Here is a 16847-nt window from a genome sequence, read left to right on the forward strand (position 1 = left end):
GCAAAATCTGAAACGGCAGATTGAATTTTTGAATACAATATTTTTTAAAATTAACAATTATTTGTTTTTATTAAAAAATATGGGATATAAATATCTAATCTATGAATTTTCAGGCAGCCTGAAACCTTTGCAAAACTCCTAAAATTTTATATTTAAAAATTTTAATTTTTTGAATTTTAAGAAATTTATTTTTCAAGAAAGTTCAAAAAATAGGGTTTTGCAAAGGTTTTAGCCTAAATGGGTTTTACAAAAGTTTCTGTCTGGAAGTTTTAGAACCTGTGTTTATATCTTGATAGTTGAATTGTATGGCTACACTTTTAAAAGCAGGTTACTTTTACTCGATTCAGAAATTAAAGATGGTTGTAAGAAAATGGTGGATACAAGAATTTGACCTACATATATTATATTAACTCTTATAATGAATAAGCGTTATATTTTATTTTAAAATTAATTGGTTGGAATAGAAATAGGCGACAGCCTGAAAAAACGCTATAATTCCGACCAAATTTTTAAACCCTTTATTAGGAATAAATATGAAAAAACAATTCGTTTTAACTGTATTAGCAACTTCTTTGTTTTTGGCGGCGTGTAATCAACAAATGAGTGGTACGCCAACCTCTGCTTCTGGTGCAGCGGCGGCTTCTGTGCCTGTTGGTTTGGAAACGGAAAGCAAACAATTAGGCTATATGTTGGGCTATGAATTTGCGCAAAGTATGCAATTGGATACGTTGAAAAAAAATGGGATTGAGGTTGATAGTAAAGCATTAATTGAAGCTTTGAATGAACAAATGGATGGTAAACCTTCGCGTGTATCGCCAGAACAAGCTGACATCGTGATGAAGAGCATCAGAGAAAAAGTGATGGCGGTGGCGGCTAAACAAGCAAGTGAAGCGATTGTTGCTGGCGAAAAATTCTTGGCTGAAAATAAAACCAAAGAGGGTGTGAAAACAACCGATTCTGGTTTGCAATATAAAGTAAATAAAGAAGGTAATGGCGCACAAGCTGCATTGGGCGACTTGGTTAGTGTGGAATATGAAGGTCGTTTAACCGATGGTACAGTATTTGATAGTACTCAAGAACATGGGGGTACGCCATTCGCGGTTCCATTGATTGAAGGCACAGTCATTAAAGGTTGGACAGAAGGTTTGCAATTAATGAAAGAGGGTGGCGAATATACGGTGTATGTTCCTGCTGCTTTGGCTTATGGTGCACAATCGCCATCGCCTAAAATTCCAGCTAATTCGGTTTTGGTGTTTGACATGAAAATCGTGAAAGTGGAAAAAGATGGTGCAGTTAAACTGCAACAAGAACAAATGAAAGCAGAAGAAGCGCTGAAAAAATCGCAACCTAAAAAATAAATTTGAATAACTAAAAAAACAGCCATTTATTTTCTGAAATGATGCAGAATAAATGGCTGTTTTGTTTTTCAGGCTGCCCAAAATGAGTTTTGTAAAAGTTTTACAAACTTATTAATTATAGTGGATTCAATTTAAATCAGGACAAGGCGACAGCGACCGCCGTGTACACCTAGTACATAAGGGAGCTGGCAACGCTGTACTGGTTTAAATTGAATTCACTATACGTCTACCCCATGTTTATCTAAAAAACATTTATAATGACGTCATACTTCAATCCATAGAAAGTCCATAATGTCTCTCTCAATCGTGCAAAAGCTTGCCACACAAACACTTGCAGCCGTGGATAGCGGCAAAAATCTATCTGATGAATTGGCGAACATCATCAGCCAACATCCTGATTTAAGCTTGCAAGACAAAGGTATGTTGCAAGATTTGGCGTATGGTTGCCAACGTTATTTAGGCAGCCTGAAATATATGCTTGGCAAATTATTAAACAAACCGATTGATAATCAAGCATTGGAATATCATCTTTTAGTTGCCATGTACCAATTAAACCACACGCGCAATGCGCCGCACGCGGTGGTGAATGAAGCAGTGGAACACATCGGCAAAATTGGACGTGGACAATATCGTTCGTTTGCCAATGCCATTTTGCGCCGCTTTCAACGTGAACGCGAAAGTTTGAATAAAGCGTGTAAATTTGACGATGTTGCCAAATATAATATGCCCGTTTGGTTGAATAAAGTTTTTCAAAATCAATATCCTAAATATTGGCATAATATGGCAACTGCCTTTCAATCGCACCCACCACTCACATTACGGGTTAATCGCCGCCACATGGATGCAGCGCAATATTTACAATTATTACAAGAACAAGATATTGCAGCCAAAGCATTAGACGATTATGCTATTCGCATTAATACCCCCATTCCCGTGAGCCAATTACCCAAATTTACCGAAGGTGTGGTTTCCGTTCAAGATTTTGGCGCACAGCAAGCCGCCTATTTGCTCAATCCCCAAAATGGCGAACGTATTTTAGATGCCTGCGCCGCACCGGGTGGCAAAACAGGGCATATTTTAGAGCTGGCAGATTGCAGCGTAACTGCCTTGGATATTGATGCCAATCGTTTAGCCTATGTTCGTGAAAACTTGGATAGATTGCGTTTTCAGGCTGCCTTAAAATGCGCGCCCGCACAAGATTTAGCAGCATGGTATGATGATTGCTTATTTGATGCAATCTTGGCAGATGTACCATGTACCGCATCTGGCACCATCAAACGCAATCCCGATATTAAATGGTTGCGCCGTCCAAGTGATGCACTCAAAACCGCACGTCAGCAAGAACCTATGTTGGACGCCTTGTGGACAACGCTTAAATCAGGCGGACGAATGTTACTTGCAACCTGTTCACTATTTGAAGAAGAAAACCAACAGCAATGTCAAAAATTCCTGCAACGTCATGCAGATGCCACATTGCGTCAAGAAAAAGTGATTTTGCCCAATGAAAAACAAGATGGCTTTTATTACGCGCTTATTGATAAAAAATAAGAGCTTATCTATTTTCAGGCTGCCTTTTAATCCATTAGGCAGCCTGAAAACAAAATATACACAAAAACAGCCTAAAAAAATGCTTTCAGGCTGCCTTTTGACACGTTTAAGCCTTATTTTGACCAGCGCCATTTTATTATTATCAGCACCACTTGCCACCGCAGAAAGTATTAGCCACAGCCGTTATCAAGGAAAAATTTTAGCCAACGGACAGTTAGGCATCAGCAGCCGTTTCAAAACCGAATTGCCCGAACAACTACAAAGTGCCTTAAAACAAGGTGTGCCACTGGATTTTGCCTTATCATATCGTTTAGAAAGCCCTACGATTGCATCTTACCGTTTCAAAATCAAACAATTAACAGGTTCAGAAAATGTCGTGAACTACCGCTTATCTTATCACCCATTAACTGGGCGATATCGTGTTTCCGTTGGTACTTTTTCTTCCGAATACAATAGTTTAGAAGTTGCGTTAAAAGCTGTTGGCGCGATTGCCAACTGGCAAGTGCTGAAAAAAGGCACATTACAAAATGTACCAAGTGATAAAGTTAAAGCCCAAATTCGCCTGAATTTAACCACTTCAAAATTACCGAAACCTTTCCAAATTAACGTATTAACCTCTAATCACTGGGATTTGGATTCAGGCTGGCGAGATTTAAATATTTCATACTAATTTTCAGGCTGCCTTATTTGTTCCCATAACTTTTTCCTTATTTTCAGGCTACCTTTATTTGCTACAACATCAATAAGGCAGCCTGGAAACCTTATAACTATGAAACGTTTTCTGTTTATTTGCGGTGCACTCGCCTTTATTGCACTCTACGCCATTACGCTGACTACCGACAGCAATAGTCCACTTGCACCTTATTTTTGGCACATCGCTATTGCATCTGGCATCATTGCAATAGCTATGGCTTTGGTAACTTTGTACTATATTATCAATGTGATACGAGATAAGCGTAATCATGTATTTGGCTCACAAATTGCCCACCGCTTATCACTCATGTTTACTCTTGTTGCTGTATTACCCGCATTATTTCTGTTTGGCGTATCCGCACAATTTATTTCACACAGTATTGACTCATGGTTTGGCAATGACACACAACAAGCCCTTGAACGCAGCCTGAAACTCAGCAAATCCGCACTAGAAACCGCTGCTGATGCTACTGTAAAACAAACTGAACCCATTCGTGCCGATATTGCCACCGCTTTGGCACAACAATATGCAGCCGATGATGCCTTGCAAACCAATCATGCCAAAAATTTTAGTCATTTGGCTTTATGGCAATCAGGCAGCCTGAAACCCGTTGCCGAACGCAATCCACAACAATTACGCCAACCTGATTTAGATGCGGATTTGGTCAAAAAAATCATCAAAGAGAAAATTGTCCGCAGCAATGAAAGTCTCAATGATGTACTGTACACAAGCGGTTGGATTTCCTTGCCAAGATACAATGGTAAACACTATGTATTATTTTTCAGGCAGCCTGTACCAGAGGAAATCGCCAACGACGTTGTCTTGATTGAATCCGCACGCGCTAAATACGCTGAATTAATGTACGCGCAAAAAGGTTTGCAAAAATTTTTCCTGATTACTTTGATGATTGCCACCATTTTGGCAATTTTGCTGGCACTATCAGCCGCACTCAGTTTTGCACGTCGATTTGTTGAACCCATTTTGGCTTTGGCAGATGGTGCACGTCATGTTGCCCAAAACGATTTCAGTCATCGTATTCCAGAAAGCAATAAAGATGAACTCGGACGATTATCTGGTTTATTCAACCACATGACCGAACAACTAGCGATTGCCAAAATGGCTGATGAAAAACATCGTTTGGCACAAGATGCTGCCCGTCATTATTTAGAACGCGTACTCGCCAGTTTAAGCGCAGGCGTGATTACATTAGACGCCAAAGGCAGCCTGAAAACCTATAATACCAGCGCAGAAAATATGTTGGATATTCGTTTGGGTAAACACATTGGTTTACATCATCGCAATTGGGCAAAATTATCACCACAACATGCAGCTGCTGCCGAACTGTTAGAACAATTATGTACTACCGAAAATACGGGAGAAACCATAGAAGTAGCCTATATTGCACAAGATGAAAGCCGAATTTTGTTAGGTAAAGCTGTGCGTTTGCCTTCCGAAAATGGTAATGGTTTGGTGCTGGTTTTTGACAATATCACCACTTTGGTTCGCGCACAAAAAGAAGCTGCTTGGGGTGAGGTTGCGAAACGGTTGGCGCACGAAATTCGTAATCCATTGACACCCATTCAGCTTTCAGCGGAAAGATTGGCATGGAAATTGCATGGTAAACTTTCTGTGTCAGATGAACAAATTTTGACCAAATCCACCGACACGATTGTGAAACAAGTTGCCGCACTTAAAGAAATGGTGGAAGCTTTTCGCAATTATGCTCGTGCCCCAAGCTTGAAACTTATTGAGGTGGATTTAAAAACCATTATAGAAGAAGTGCTTATATTATATGAAACAAGCCCGTGTACTTTTCGCGCAGATTTAGGTAATATGCCACTGTTGCTAAAAGCAGACACTACCGCTTTACGTCAAGTTCTCCATAATTTATTTAAAAATGCTGCGGAAGCTGCTATTGGCGATCCGAAGCAGCCTGAAATCCATGTTAGTGTACAAAAAGAAAATGACACTATTTGTTTAATTGTCGCTAATAATGGTAAAAGTTTCAGTCCACAAATGCTGCAAACTGCATTTGAACCTTATATAACGGACAAGCCTTCAGGTACAGGTTTAGGTTTAGCCGTAGTCAAAAAAATTGTTGAAGAACATGGTGGACGAATCACACTTGCCAACCAAGAAAATGGTGGCGCGCGTGTGGTAGTGTACTTTCCATCAATCCAATAAACATAAATTAAACAAACACATTATGCGAAGCACCGATATTTTAATTGTTGATGATGAACTTGGCATCCGCGAAGTATTACAAGAAACATTGGAAGACGAGGGTTATACTGTTGCTCTTGCTTGCAATGCAGCAGAAGCACGTACTATGCGCAATAAAAATCGTCCTGCCATGGTGCTTTTAGACATTTGGATGCCTGATAGTGATGGGATTACTTTGCTCAAAGAATGGGCAAAAAATGGACAATTAACCATGCCTGTTGTCATGATGAGTGGGCATGGTAGTATCGATACAGCTATAGAAGCTACTAAAATTGGTGCGTTGGATTTTTTGGAAAAACCCATTCCATTGCAGAAACTATTAAGTACCGTAGAACGTGCTTTAAAATATGGTGAGACATTGGTAGAGGCATCTTTGGCTATGGATAATTTGGGTAATAGCCCAGTAGTCAAAGAGTTAAATAAACAAATTGAGCACGCCATGCAACAAAACAGTTCTATTTTATTGATGGGCGAAGCGGGTTCTCCTTTTGAAACGGTTGCTCGTGCTTTTCATAAAGAAAATACACCATGGGTGCAACCTTCACGCCCTGATAATATTGCCGATATTCCATTGGAACTGTTAAATAAAGCAACGGGCGGTATTTTATATTTGGGTGATATTTCACAATATAGCAAAAGTATTCGCCAGAATATTAGCTTTTTGTTAACTAAGGCTGAAAAACACAATACACGCATTATTTGTACTAATAGTCGTCCTATCCATGAATTATTGGATACTTCTGACCATGATACACGTTTGATGAATATTCTATCCAGTACAGTAGTAAATATTCCCCCCTTACGTCATCATCCAGAAGATATTCCTTTTTTAATTGGTAAAGTTTTAACTGAATTAACAGAAACTAAACTAGTTGCCCCCGTTAAATTTAGTAATTCAGCTATGGCAAAGTTACGTCAATACGATTGGCCCGGTAATATAGAACAACTGCGCAATGTCGTAACTAGTTTGGCTTTGAATGCAGAAGATAATGAGGTAAATGATGGTGCTGTAGTTCGTTTATTAAGCCAATTTGTCCAAAATAATACGGACAATATTCGTAGCTCATTTAATTTCAACCTACCTTTGCGAGAATTGCGTGAAGAACTGGAACGTCGCTATTTTGAGTTCCATATTCGTCAAGAAAATCATAATATGAGCCGTGTGGCACAAAAAGTGGGTTTGGAACGTACGCATTTATACCGCAAATTAAAACAATTAGGCATTACATTCACACGTCGCTCTATTAATGAGAAAGAGGATAGTGAAAATTCTGCTGGATAATTATAGTTAACAAAACTGGAAAGATTATACCAAGTCGCTTTTATTAAACGACTTGGTATTTATTTTTTAGGCTGAAACCTTTACAAAATCCCTATCTTTAGCACATTTCTGCGCGATGCGTTTCTCAAACGCTTGCCTATCTACATGATATGTCTGTGTGTTTTGCGATACTATCGCTTTGAACTGTGCTCAAATCTGGGGTGTTGCAAAGGTTTCAGGCTGCCTGAAACTATCTTATTAAATCCCAATGTGTTGCCATATTTGCAGTAATATCTTGTTTTACACGCTTTCCTAGTAAATCATCAAAATATTTCGGCGGCAAACCAAATCCAGGGCGTACGCTACGAATGCACGTTTCGTCAATCACATCTCCCGCTTTCAAATCTTTGACAAAATACAGTGAGCGACGGAATTGCACATTGCCCTGTTCGCTGGATTTCAAGTCATAATTCACACGCCCGAGTGCTTGCCAAGCCGTTTTCGTGTCGCGGCAAAGGGCTTGCAAATCAGTAGGTTCTAGCGAAAAACTGTCGTCTGCACCACCGCCATGACGGTCTAGCGTAAAATGTTTTTCAATCAGGCAACCGCCTAAAACCACACTTGCTACGGCAGTTGTGTTGTCCAAAGTATGGTCAGATAAGCCGACCAGTGTACCAAATCGTGTTGCCATATCGGGCAGTGTGCGTAAATTGTAATCAGCGGCAGGTGCGGGATAGCCACTCACGCAATGCAAAACTACCAATTCCTGACAACCATTTGATTTAGCAGTCTCAATCGCTTCACCAATTTCTTCTGCATCCGCCATACCTGTGGAAATAATCATCGGTTTGCCTGTTTGCGCCACATAACGAATCAACGGTAAATCAATTACTTCAAACGAAGCAATTTTGTAAGCGGGCGCGTCTAAACTTTCCAGCAAATCCACCGCCGTGAAATCAAATGGCGAACTAAAAATGGTAATATCTTGTGATTTAGCAAATTCAAACAAAGGTTTATGCCAATCCCACGGCATATGTGCTTTTTGATAAAGTTCATGCAAAGATTGTCCATGCCATAATCCACCTTGAATCATAAATTCAGGGGCATGACTATTAAGCGTAATCGTGTCGGCGGTGTAGGTTTGCAATTTAACAGCATCCGCGCCACATATTTTAGCTTGTTCAATGATTTTAAATGCATTTTCAATGCTGCCATTATGGTTGGCAGACATTTCTGCGATGATGTAAGGTGCATATTCTGTACCGATTTTTCGTCCATTAATGGTAATGTGTGAGCCCATAATTTGCTTTCTGAATGAAACAAAACATATTCTGAAATCTTTGCATAATCCCTATATTTAATTTATGCGTCGTTTAAAGCAATAGCATCACAGTATACATATTGCGAAAAATACTTACAAAGATAGGGGTTTACAAAGGATTTATTCTTGCAAAAATACAATGTATTTGGCAAGGTAAAACACGATTATCGTAAATTGCAGTTTAAAATAATATTGTATTGTTAGCTTCACTATATACTAATTGGTATATGGAGGCTGTTGTTTCTGTGTCTTATTTTTATTTTAAATGACTATATAGTGAATTCAATTTAAACCAGTACAGCGTTGCCAGCTCCCTTATGTACTAGGTGTACACGGCGGTTGCTGTCGCCTTATCCTGATTTAAATTGAATCCACTATACATAGGGGCTAATAATTCGTGTGTAGTTGGATTTTAGCATTATGAGCATATTTCGTTATCTGCTTTGAATTGGACGTGTTATCTATAACATCAGCATTGTACTCGATATCGTTGTGTTGTTATTAACCCTAAGTTTCAGGCTGCCTTAACATTTTCTAACACAAAGAATACAGCCTGAAAACGCAAATTCACGCAATATCAAGCATATTCGCTTATAATGCGCGTTTATTTTGGATACAGACAATAAACATATGGCACTAGAAACTTGGATAGGTTTGCGCTATCTGCGCGCCAAAAAACGCAGCGGCTTTATGTCGTTTATCTCCATCATTTCCATTTTGGGCATCGCTTTGGGTGTGATTGCGCTGATTGTTGTGATGTCGGTTGTCAATGGCTTTCAAAAAGAAATTCGCGGACAGTTGCTCAACATTGCACCGCATGCGATTGTGGGACACATGATGGGCGCAAGCGAAAATGCCAACTGGCATGATTTGCAACAGCGTTTTGATAAACAAAATGGGGTCATCGCTACTGCACCATTTTTATCAGGACAAGGTTTATTGGCAAATTCGGGCGAAGTGCGTGGTGTGCAACTCACAGGTATTCTCCCTGAACAAGAGAAAAAAGTGGTGGATTATGCCAATAAAATGGTATTTGGTAGCTTTGATGCGCTGAAAGAAGAAGAATTTGGCATTGTCCTAGGCAAAGGTTTAGCACATATTTTAGATGTGGAGCCAAACAGTAAAGTTACCGTCATCACACCAGAAGGCAATGTTACTCCCGCAGGCGTAGTACCACGTTTGAAACAATTTACTGTTGTCGGTGTTGTGGAAACTGGTGTGGACGAAGCAGACAACACAACCGCATTGATTCATTTGGCAGATGCACAAAAATTGTATCGTGCTGACGATGCTGCGGTTGCTTTACGTTTGCGACTTGCTGACCCACAAAATGCGCCAGCCGTGATGCAAAAAGTGCTGCCTGAAAACGAACGTTTAACTATATGGACGCAAAATTGGACAGATAATAATCGCAGTTATTTCAATGCTGTAGAAATGGAAAAACGACTGCTAACTTTATTGCTGACTTGCATCATCATTGTTGCTGTGTTCAATTTGGTTTCATCGCTGGTAATGGCTGTGAATGAAAAACAAGCTGACATTGCTATTTTGCGAACATTAGGTTTATCGCCACGCGGCGTGATGAAAATTTTTGTCGTACAAGGCATGGTGGCAGGGATTTTAGGCACGCTGACAGGTTTGATTTTCGGCTTACTCTTGGCGTGGAAAATCGGCGTGATGATTAAATGGGTAGAAGAACAATTTGGTGTTCATTTTGTATCGTCCCAAGTGTATTTTATTGATTATTTGCCAAGCGATATTCAGGCTGCCGATGTGATTGGCGTAGTTGTGATTTCGCTGACTTTATCTTTCTTGGCGACTCTTTATCCAAGTTGGAGTGCAGCGCGTACTCAACCTGCGGAGGCTTTGCGTTATGAATAATCCCATTATCCAATGTACTAATGTCAGCAAATCTTACCGCGATGGCAGCCTGAATGTAGATGTACTCAATAATCTCAATGTGCAAATTGATGCAGGTGAAAGTGTCAGTATTATTGGTGCATCAGGCAGCGGCAAATCCACTTTGCTGCATATTCTGGGCGGATTGGATGTACCCACATCGGGCAATGTCGCGTTGATGGGGCAAGATTTATCCACGCTCAATCAAGCCAAACTCGGCGCATTACGCAATCAATATTTGGGATTTGTCTATCAATTCCATCATTTGCTTGCCGAATTTACCGCGCTAGAAAACGTGATGATGCCGCTTTTGATTGGCAAAATAAACAAAAGCGAAGCTGAACAACGAGCGGCAGCCATGCTGGAAAAAGTGGGTTTAGCACAACGCATGATGCATCGCCCAACCGAATTATCGGGTGGTGAACGCCAACGTGCTGCCATCGCACGCGCATTGGTCAATAATCCAAAATGCTTACTGGCAGATGAACCCACAGGCAATCTTGACCGCAAAAACGCCATGCATGTATTGGACATGATGTTGGCATTGCAAGCAGAATTGGGTACCGCGTTGGTGGTGGTTACCCACGATGATGAATTGGCAACACGTTTTAATCGCGTTTTAACCATGCAAGAAGGCACGCTGCAAACATTTCAGGCTGCCTAATCTTTCATTTTCAGGCTGCCTTTTACAAATGAATATATTTTAAAAGGTAGCCTGAAAGATTATTAGGAATAAATAAAATTCAATTTAAAAACAAATTATTGTATTTTTATTTCAAAACACATCTTGCCAATATCGCATAAAATTTGCATAATACGCGCTTTCCCGATGCCGGTGTAGCTCAGTTGGTAGAGCACCTGACTTGTAATCAGGGGGTCGCGAGTTCGATTCCTGCCGCCGGCACCAAATTTTTATTTACAAGCATTTTGTTTGTAAAACACAACTTCCTTTCTTATGCCGGTGTAGCTCAGTTGGTAGAGCACCTGACTTGTAATCAGGGGGTCGCGAGTTCGATTCCTGCCGCCGGCACCATTTTGAAGAAGACTGTAAAAATGCAGTCTTCTTTTTTTATTTCAGGTTGCCAAAACTTTTATTTTCGGATTGGTATCACATTAAAAATCAGTTAGAATGCTACTTTGCATTTTTTTAGATGTGCTTTCAATTTTCTCGTGATGATAATGAAAAAAAACACACTTTTTGTTTTACCACTACTTCCCTTTTCCACAACCATCGTTCATGCTGAAACCACCGCATTAAACGATGTTGCTCTATCTTGCGCTTTTATTAAAGATAACGCAAAACGTTTGGCGTGTTTTGATAGCGCATATGCACAACAGCTTCCTCCTAAACAAGCTATTCAAACCATTCAACCAGCATCTAAAACTATTGATTTAGAAGAAACATTTGAAGCAAGCAAAGAAAAACAAGCTCCAAAAATTGTGTTTGCCAACACACCGCAGCCTGAAAACTTGGCTGATGCAGCCGATGCGTATACACCATTATCTCAACTGTATGATTTAGATAAAAATAATGAGAGTGGCATTTTCAGTCTGCGCGAACACGAACCAACTTATATATTGCCCGCTTGGTATCGTACCAGCCCTAATTATTATCCACACACGCCTACTCGTGGTACTGCAATAAACGATGTACAAACCGAACAAAAACGTTTAGAAGCCAAATTGCAAATCTCAGTCAAAACCAAAGTGATGGAAGATTTGTTCAAGACGCGTTCTGATTTATGGGTAGCTTATACACAACAATCCAACTGGCAAGTTTATAATCAAGGCGAAAAATCTGCACCATTTCGCAATAATGATTACGCTCCCGAAATTTTCCTGACACAACCCGTCAAAGCCAATTTGCCTTTTGGTGGCAAATTGCGTATGTTGGGCGCAGGTTATGTGCATCAATCCAATGGACAATCGCGTCCATTATCGCGTTCATGGAATCGTGTTTACGCAATGGCAGGTATGGAATGGGGCAAATTAACCGTTATGCCACGCCTATGGGCGCGTATCGACCCTCATGGTGATGACGATGACAATCCCGATATTATGGATTATATGGGTTATGGCGATATTCGCTTGGCATACCAACTGGATAAACAACACACTTTTTCTTCTACTTTGCGCTACAATCCTGCTAAAAATAAAGGTGCTGTGCAATTAAATTATACATTCCCTATTCAAGGTAAACTAAAAGGCTATGTTCAAGGATTCCATGGCTATGGCGAAAGTTTATTGGATTACAATCACAAACAAACAGGCATTGGCGTTGGCATTATGTTTAATGGCTGGGACGCATTTTAAGGCAGCCTGAAAACCACAAAACGCGTATAATGATACGTTTTGCTTTTTGTAACATGGACACAGCTTATGACAGAATCCCACAATAGCATTAGCAAACGCATGAAAAAATATTTGATTACAGGATTATTAGTTTGGCTTCCCATTACTGTAACCATTTGGATTATCAACTATATTATTAGTGCAACTGACCGCTTAATTAACCTTATTCCACCACAATGGCAGCCTGAACAATATTTAGGCTTTCATATTCCAGGATTAGGTTTTGTGATTGCTATTGTTGCCTTGTTTATCACAGGGGTATTTGCAGCCAACGTATTGGGCAGAAAAATTATTGAAGGCTGGGATAGTCTGCTAGGGCGAATTCCAATTGTTAAATCCATTTATTCCAGCGCAAAAAAAGTATCCGAGAGCTTGTTTTCGGACAATTCTCGTTCGTTTAAAACGCCTGTACTCGTGCCATTTCCACAGCCTGATATTTGGACGATTGCCTTTGTTTCAGGCAGCGTACCTCAATCGGTGTCGGACGCGCTGCCTGAAAAATCGGGCTACGTTTCCGTGTATGTGCCAACCACACCGAATCCGACTGGCGGCTACTACATTATGGTGCGCGAAAGCGATATTCGTGAACTGGATATGACGGTAGATGAAGCTTTGAAATATGTGATTTCTTTGGGCATGGTTATGCCTGACGAATTGCCTACAAAATCATCGCCAGAAAATATATAAATGAAATTTTCAGGCAGCCTGAAAGGTATATCATGTTTACATTTTTATTGAAAAAATGGTCGCAAAACCCTGATATACAATGGCAAGATTTATCGCTTGAAAAACAAAAATCCGTTAAACTTGTTTTATGGATTTTCGTTTTCGTGCATATCAGTTTGATAATCGGTATGATGCCATTTTTCTATTTATTGTATCGTGGTGCATCGCTGCATTTTCCAGTATTTTTTGCTGTTACTTTGATGATTATTGGCACGCCCAAAAGCATACAAATTTACCGAAATCGCATTCAAAAAATATTGGTAAGCAAAAATCACCCATTAGAATAAATTTTCAGGCAGCCTGAAAAAGGAAAAACTGTGGGCATATTATTTTTTTATGCATTTATCATCGTGATGACTTGCAAATTGGTGGTAGCATTTTTATCGCCACAAGCACAAACGCTGCCTGCATTACACCGCGTCATGCGTGAAAATCCCAGTCGTGCCACAAATTGCTTATGTACTCATTTGGCTGCAACTGATTACTTTTATTGTGATTGCATTATTGTTTGGGCTGAAATATTTTCAGGCAGCTTTTCAGTACACGACATTTTGTAGGTCTGGCATTCATGCCCGACAATGTGCCGTGATTTCTCATGTTGGGCATGAATGCCCGACCTACGGAAATGATTTTTGTCGTGTACTGAAAGGCAGCCTGAAAGAAAGTAAAACATGAGTAAATATTTGATTGCCTTTGATTTAAACCAAGATTACTCACCCAATAATGCCTATTACAACATTGCTACCGTATTGAAAAAACACGGTTTTGACAATATTCAAGGCAGTGTGTACATCAGCACACGCGATGACATCAGCGAAGCACACGGCACATTGGCATTGCAGGAAGTGGCGGCGGTATATGATTGGTTTGCCAAATGCGTGTCCAATGTGAAATTTTACCGTTTGGAAGCGGATTTGGACGCGCAATTTATCGTGGACGGCGTGGAAAATGCGCGTCAGGCGTTTATCCAACAAATGAACCAGTTGCGCCAAAGTTTATTACAAGCAGGTTTGCCAGAAGACAAATTGAACGAAATTTTGAATCAACAAAATTTTGCGGTGGGGAATATTACTTTGCCGTTGAATAAAATTAAGAGTATTGATTTGAAATGATTTTAAAACGGCCTGCATTTTTTCAGGCTGCCTGAAATATTTTCTAGGAGAACAAAATGGCAATTTATGCTTTTGGTGCGAATTATGATGATTATGATGTTAGCCAAGATTTTATTGATAATGCCATCGTTGGATTTGGTTGGAATGAAACAGAAGCTCCTGATTTGCATAATTTTATCTCAACATTAAAAGTTGGCGATATTGTTTATATTAAATCTTTTTCTCCTAGTTCTAGTGATTTAATTATTAAAGCCATTGGTATTATTACCAATAATAAAGTAAAGGCTATACCTGAATTAGTATCGGCTAGTGTTGATGTGAATTGGATTAACACTAATGAATTTAGAGTTTTAAAACCAGATGGTAAAAATAATGTTCGGCTAAATTCAATGTATGAGGAATTTCACCCAGAAATTCAAAAAATTATTTTAGAAAAATTGTTTCAGGCAGCCTGAAACCAAAAAATTTTGATTTAATTTAAAAATATTTAAACAAGGAAACCCAACAATATGCGTACCAATTATTGCGGCTTAATCAGCGAACAATATTTAGAACAAACCGTAACCGTCAAAGGCTGGGTACACCGCCGCCGCGACCACGGGGGCGTGATTTTCATTGACTTGCGCGACCGTGAAGGCATCGTCCAAGTCGTGATTGACCCCGACACCCCCGAAGCGTTTGCATTGGCAGACAGCTCACGCAGCGAATATGTATTGAGCATCACAGGTCGTGTGCGCGCCCGTCCTGCTGGCACGGAAAACGACAAAATGGTTTCAGGCAAAATTGAAATTCTTGCCAAAGAAATCGAGATTTTGAACGCCGCCGCCACGCCACCGTTCCCGATTGACGAAGACAACATCAGCGAAAACGTGCGTTTGACCCACCGCGTGATGGATTTGCGTCGCCCACAAATGCAGAAAAACCTGCGTTTGCGTTACCAAGTAGCAATGGGCGTGCGCCGTTATTTGGACGCGCAAGGCTTTATTGACATTGAAACGCCCATGCTCACGCGCTCCACACCCGAAGGCGCGCGCGATTACCTTGTGCCAAGCCGTGTTCACGCGGGCGAATTTTTTGCTTTGCCACAATCGCCACAGTTGTTCAAACAGTTGCTGATGGTGGCGGGTTTTGACCGTTATTATCAAATTACCAAATGTTTCCGCGATGAAGATTTGCGCGCCGACAGGCAGCCTGAATTCACGCAAATTGACTTGGAAACCTCATTCTTGTCCGAAAATGAAATTATGGACATCACAGAAGGCATGGCAAAACAAGTGTTTAAAGACGCGCTGGGCGTGGACTTGGGCGACTTCCCACGTATGCCATACAGCGAAGCGATGTTCTACTACGGTTCGGACAAACCCGATATGCGCGTGAATTTGAAATTCACGGAATTGACCGAATTGATGAAAACGGAAGAATTGAAAGTCTTCCGTGCGGCGGCGGACATGAAAGGCGGTCGCGTGGTGGCATTGCGTGTGCCAAATGGCGCAACATTCAGCCGCAAAGAAATTGAAGAGTACACCAAATTTGTCGGCATTTATGGCGCGAAAGGTTTGGCGTACATCAAAGTAAACGATGTGAGCAAAATCAGCAATGGCGAAGACAGCGGTTTGCAATCGCCCATCGTGAAAAACCTGTCTGAAAATGCTTTGAAAGAAATCATCGCGCAAACAGGCGCACAAAATGGCGACATCGTGTTCTTTGGCGCGGACAAAGCGAAAATCGTGAACGAAGCCATGGGTGCATTACGCATCAAAATCGGACACGAACACGGCGCAGCCAACGGCTATTTTGTGGACGAGTGGAAACCGCTTTGGGTGGTGGATTTCCCGATGTTTGAATACGATGAAGAAGCCGACCGCTATGTTGCCGTGCATCACCCGTTTACCGCGCCCAAAGAAGGTCATGAAGAATTGATGACTTCCGCGCCTGAAAATTGCTTGGCACGCGCCTACGATATGGTGTTGAATGGTTGGGAAATTGGTGGCGGTTCAATCCGCATTCATCGTGCTGACATTCAAGAAAAAGTGTTTGCCGCCTTGAAAATCACGCCCGAAGAGCAACAAGAGAAATTCGGTTTCTTGTTGGATAACTTGAAATATGGTGCGCCGCCGCATGGTGGTTTGGCGTTTGGTTTAGACCGTTTGGTTACTTTGATGACGGGTGCGGAATCCATTCGCGACGTGATTGCCTTCCCGAAAACGCAACGCGCCCAATGCTTGCTGACCAATGCGCCGAATTCTGTTGATGATAAACAGTTGCGCGAAGTTGGTTTGCGTTTGCGTGTCAAAGCTGCAGAAAATAAAGAAGCATAATACAATAGGGCAGCCTGAAAATATTTTTCAGGCTG

At 40.8% G+C, this 16847-nt stretch carries 15 protein-coding genes and 2 tRNA genes; 16 read left to right on the top strand and 1 reads right to left on the bottom strand.

Translation table 11 applies throughout. The annotated features are described in order from the left end of the window. The first annotated feature begins 533 nt into the window (after positions 1-533). The 5 genes from MIS45_RS03975 to MIS45_RS03995 all read left to right on the top strand — a co-directional run bounded on the left by MIS45_RS03975 (position 534) and on the right by MIS45_RS03995 (position 7105). Positions 534-1358 carry an FKBP-type peptidyl-prolyl cis-trans isomerase gene (locus tag MIS45_RS03975; RefSeq protein WP_249451083.1) on the top strand — a complete coding sequence of 275 codons (825 nt, stop codon included), beginning with the start codon at positions 534-536 and terminating at the stop codon, positions 1356-1358. A 291-nt stretch (positions 1359-1649) separates the two neighbouring features. Continuing rightward, entirely contained in the window at positions 1650-2906 is a 1257-nt protein-coding gene (gene rsmB, locus MIS45_RS03980; RefSeq protein WP_249451084.1) for a 16S rRNA (cytosine(967)-C(5))-methyltransferase RsmB, read from the top strand. Further along, positions 2872-3576, top strand: a complete 705-nt coding sequence (locus tag MIS45_RS03985; RefSeq protein WP_346766866.1) for a DUF4390 domain-containing protein — start codon at positions 2872-2874, stop codon at positions 3574-3576. Before rsmB ends, MIS45_RS03985 begins: the two co-directional genes overlap by 35 nt. Positions 3577-3675: 99 nt before the next feature. Then, the gene (locus tag MIS45_RS03990; protein ID WP_249451085.1) at positions 3676-5784 is read left to right on the top strand and encodes a sensor histidine kinase; all 2109 of its coding nucleotides are present in this window, start codon (positions 3676-3678) and stop codon (positions 5782-5784) included. 22 nt (positions 5785-5806) lie between these two features. Next, entirely contained in the window at positions 5807-7105 is a 1299-nt protein-coding gene (locus MIS45_RS03995; RefSeq protein WP_249451086.1) for a sigma-54-dependent transcriptional regulator, read from the top strand. A 229-nt stretch (positions 7106-7334) separates the two neighbouring features. Here MIS45_RS03995 and pseI read toward each other — a convergent pair whose 3' ends face one another. Then, complete coding sequence (gene pseI, locus MIS45_RS04000) at positions 7335-8384, bottom strand: pseudaminic acid synthase (RefSeq protein WP_249451087.1); 1050 nt, start codon at positions 8382-8384, stop codon at positions 7335-7337. 651 nt (positions 8385-9035) lie between these two features. On the opposite strand from pseI, the gene MIS45_RS04005 reads away from it, so the two are divergent. From MIS45_RS04005 to aspS, 11 genes are all read left to right on the top strand, one after another. Continuing rightward, the gene (locus MIS45_RS04005) at positions 9036-10286 is read left to right on the top strand and encodes a lipoprotein-releasing ABC transporter permease subunit (RefSeq protein WP_249443353.1); all 1251 of its coding nucleotides are present in this window, start codon (positions 9036-9038) and stop codon (positions 10284-10286) included. After that, a complete protein-coding gene (gene lolD, locus MIS45_RS04010) occupies positions 10279-10968 on the top strand; it encodes a lipoprotein-releasing ABC transporter ATP-binding protein LolD (protein ID WP_249443354.1) in 690 nt (229 codons plus the stop codon). Before MIS45_RS04005 ends, lolD begins: the two co-directional genes overlap by 8 nt. Positions 10969-11135: 167 nt before the next feature. Beyond that, positions 11136-11211 (top strand) — tRNA-Thr (locus MIS45_RS04015). Positions 11212-11261: 50 nt separating this feature from the next. Further along, a tRNA-Thr gene (locus tag MIS45_RS04020) sits at positions 11262-11337 on the top strand. A gap of 146 nt (positions 11338-11483) precedes the next feature. Continuing rightward, positions 11484-12617, top strand: a complete 1134-nt coding sequence (locus tag MIS45_RS04025) for a phospholipase A (RefSeq protein ID WP_430472154.1) — start codon at positions 11484-11486, stop codon at positions 12615-12617. Between the two features lie 66 nt (positions 12618-12683). Further along, positions 12684-13343 carry a DUF502 domain-containing protein gene (locus MIS45_RS04030; protein ID WP_249451089.1) on the top strand — a complete coding sequence of 220 codons (660 nt, stop codon included), beginning with the start codon at positions 12684-12686 and terminating at the stop codon, positions 13341-13343. A gap of 32 nt (positions 13344-13375) precedes the next feature. Further along, the gene (locus MIS45_RS04035; protein ID WP_249451090.1) at positions 13376-13669 is read left to right on the top strand and encodes a hypothetical protein; all 294 of its coding nucleotides are present in this window, start codon (positions 13376-13378) and stop codon (positions 13667-13669) included. A gap of 139 nt (positions 13670-13808) precedes the next feature. Further along, entirely contained in the window at positions 13809-14057 is a 249-nt protein-coding gene (locus MIS45_RS04040; RefSeq protein WP_249451091.1) for a hypothetical protein, read from the top strand. Beyond that, entirely contained in the window at positions 14054-14494 is a 441-nt protein-coding gene (locus MIS45_RS04045; RefSeq protein ID WP_249451092.1) for a VapD, read from the top strand. Before MIS45_RS04040 ends, MIS45_RS04045 begins: the two co-directional genes overlap by 4 nt. A gap of 56 nt (positions 14495-14550) precedes the next feature. Continuing rightward, complete coding sequence (locus tag MIS45_RS04050) at positions 14551-14949, top strand: hypothetical protein (RefSeq protein ID WP_249451093.1); 399 nt, start codon at positions 14551-14553, stop codon at positions 14947-14949. 54 nt (positions 14950-15003) lie between these two features. Then, a complete protein-coding gene (gene aspS, locus MIS45_RS04055) occupies positions 15004-16812 on the top strand; it encodes an aspartate--tRNA ligase (RefSeq protein ID WP_249451094.1) in 1809 nt (602 codons plus the stop codon). Positions 16813-16847: the final 35 nt, after the last annotated feature.

The organism is Wielerella bovis (assembly GCF_022354465.1).
Lineage (GTDB): Bacteria > Pseudomonadota > Gammaproteobacteria > Burkholderiales > Neisseriaceae > Wielerella > Wielerella bovis.

Coding starts and splice junctions, on each gene's coding strand:
- MIS45_RS03985 (WP_346766866.1), top strand. CDS start 2,872: ATGGCTTTTATTACGCGCTTATTGATAAAAAATAAGAGCTTATCTATT.
- MIS45_RS04050 (WP_249451093.1), top strand. CDS start 14,551: ATGGCAATTTATGCTTTTGGTGCGAATTATGATGATTATGATGTTAGC.
- pseI (WP_249451087.1), bottom strand. CDS start 8,384: ATGGGCTCACACATTACCATTAATGGACGAAAAATCGGTACAGAATAT.
- rsmB (WP_249451084.1), top strand. CDS start 1,650: ATGTCTCTCTCAATCGTGCAAAAGCTTGCCACACAAACACTTGCAGCC.
- MIS45_RS04025 (WP_430472154.1), top strand. CDS start 11,484: ATGAAAAAAAACACACTTTTTGTTTTACCACTACTTCCCTTTTCCACA.
- aspS (WP_249451094.1), top strand. CDS start 15,004: ATGCGTACCAATTATTGCGGCTTAATCAGCGAACAATATTTAGAACAA.
- MIS45_RS04005 (WP_249443353.1), top strand. CDS start 9,036: ATGGCACTAGAAACTTGGATAGGTTTGCGCTATCTGCGCGCCAAAAAA.
- lolD (WP_249443354.1), top strand. CDS start 10,279: ATGAATAATCCCATTATCCAATGTACTAATGTCAGCAAATCTTACCGC.
- MIS45_RS04045 (WP_249451092.1), top strand. CDS start 14,054: ATGAGTAAATATTTGATTGCCTTTGATTTAAACCAAGATTACTCACCC.
- MIS45_RS03975 (WP_249451083.1), top strand. CDS start 534: ATGAAAAAACAATTCGTTTTAACTGTATTAGCAACTTCTTTGTTTTTG.
- MIS45_RS04035 (WP_249451090.1), top strand. CDS start 13,376: ATGTTTACATTTTTATTGAAAAAATGGTCGCAAAACCCTGATATACAA.
- MIS45_RS03990 (WP_249451085.1), top strand. CDS start 3,676: ATGAAACGTTTTCTGTTTATTTGCGGTGCACTCGCCTTTATTGCACTC.
- MIS45_RS04030 (WP_249451089.1), top strand. CDS start 12,684: ATGACAGAATCCCACAATAGCATTAGCAAACGCATGAAAAAATATTTG.
- MIS45_RS03995 (WP_249451086.1), top strand. CDS start 5,807: ATGCGAAGCACCGATATTTTAATTGTTGATGATGAACTTGGCATCCGC.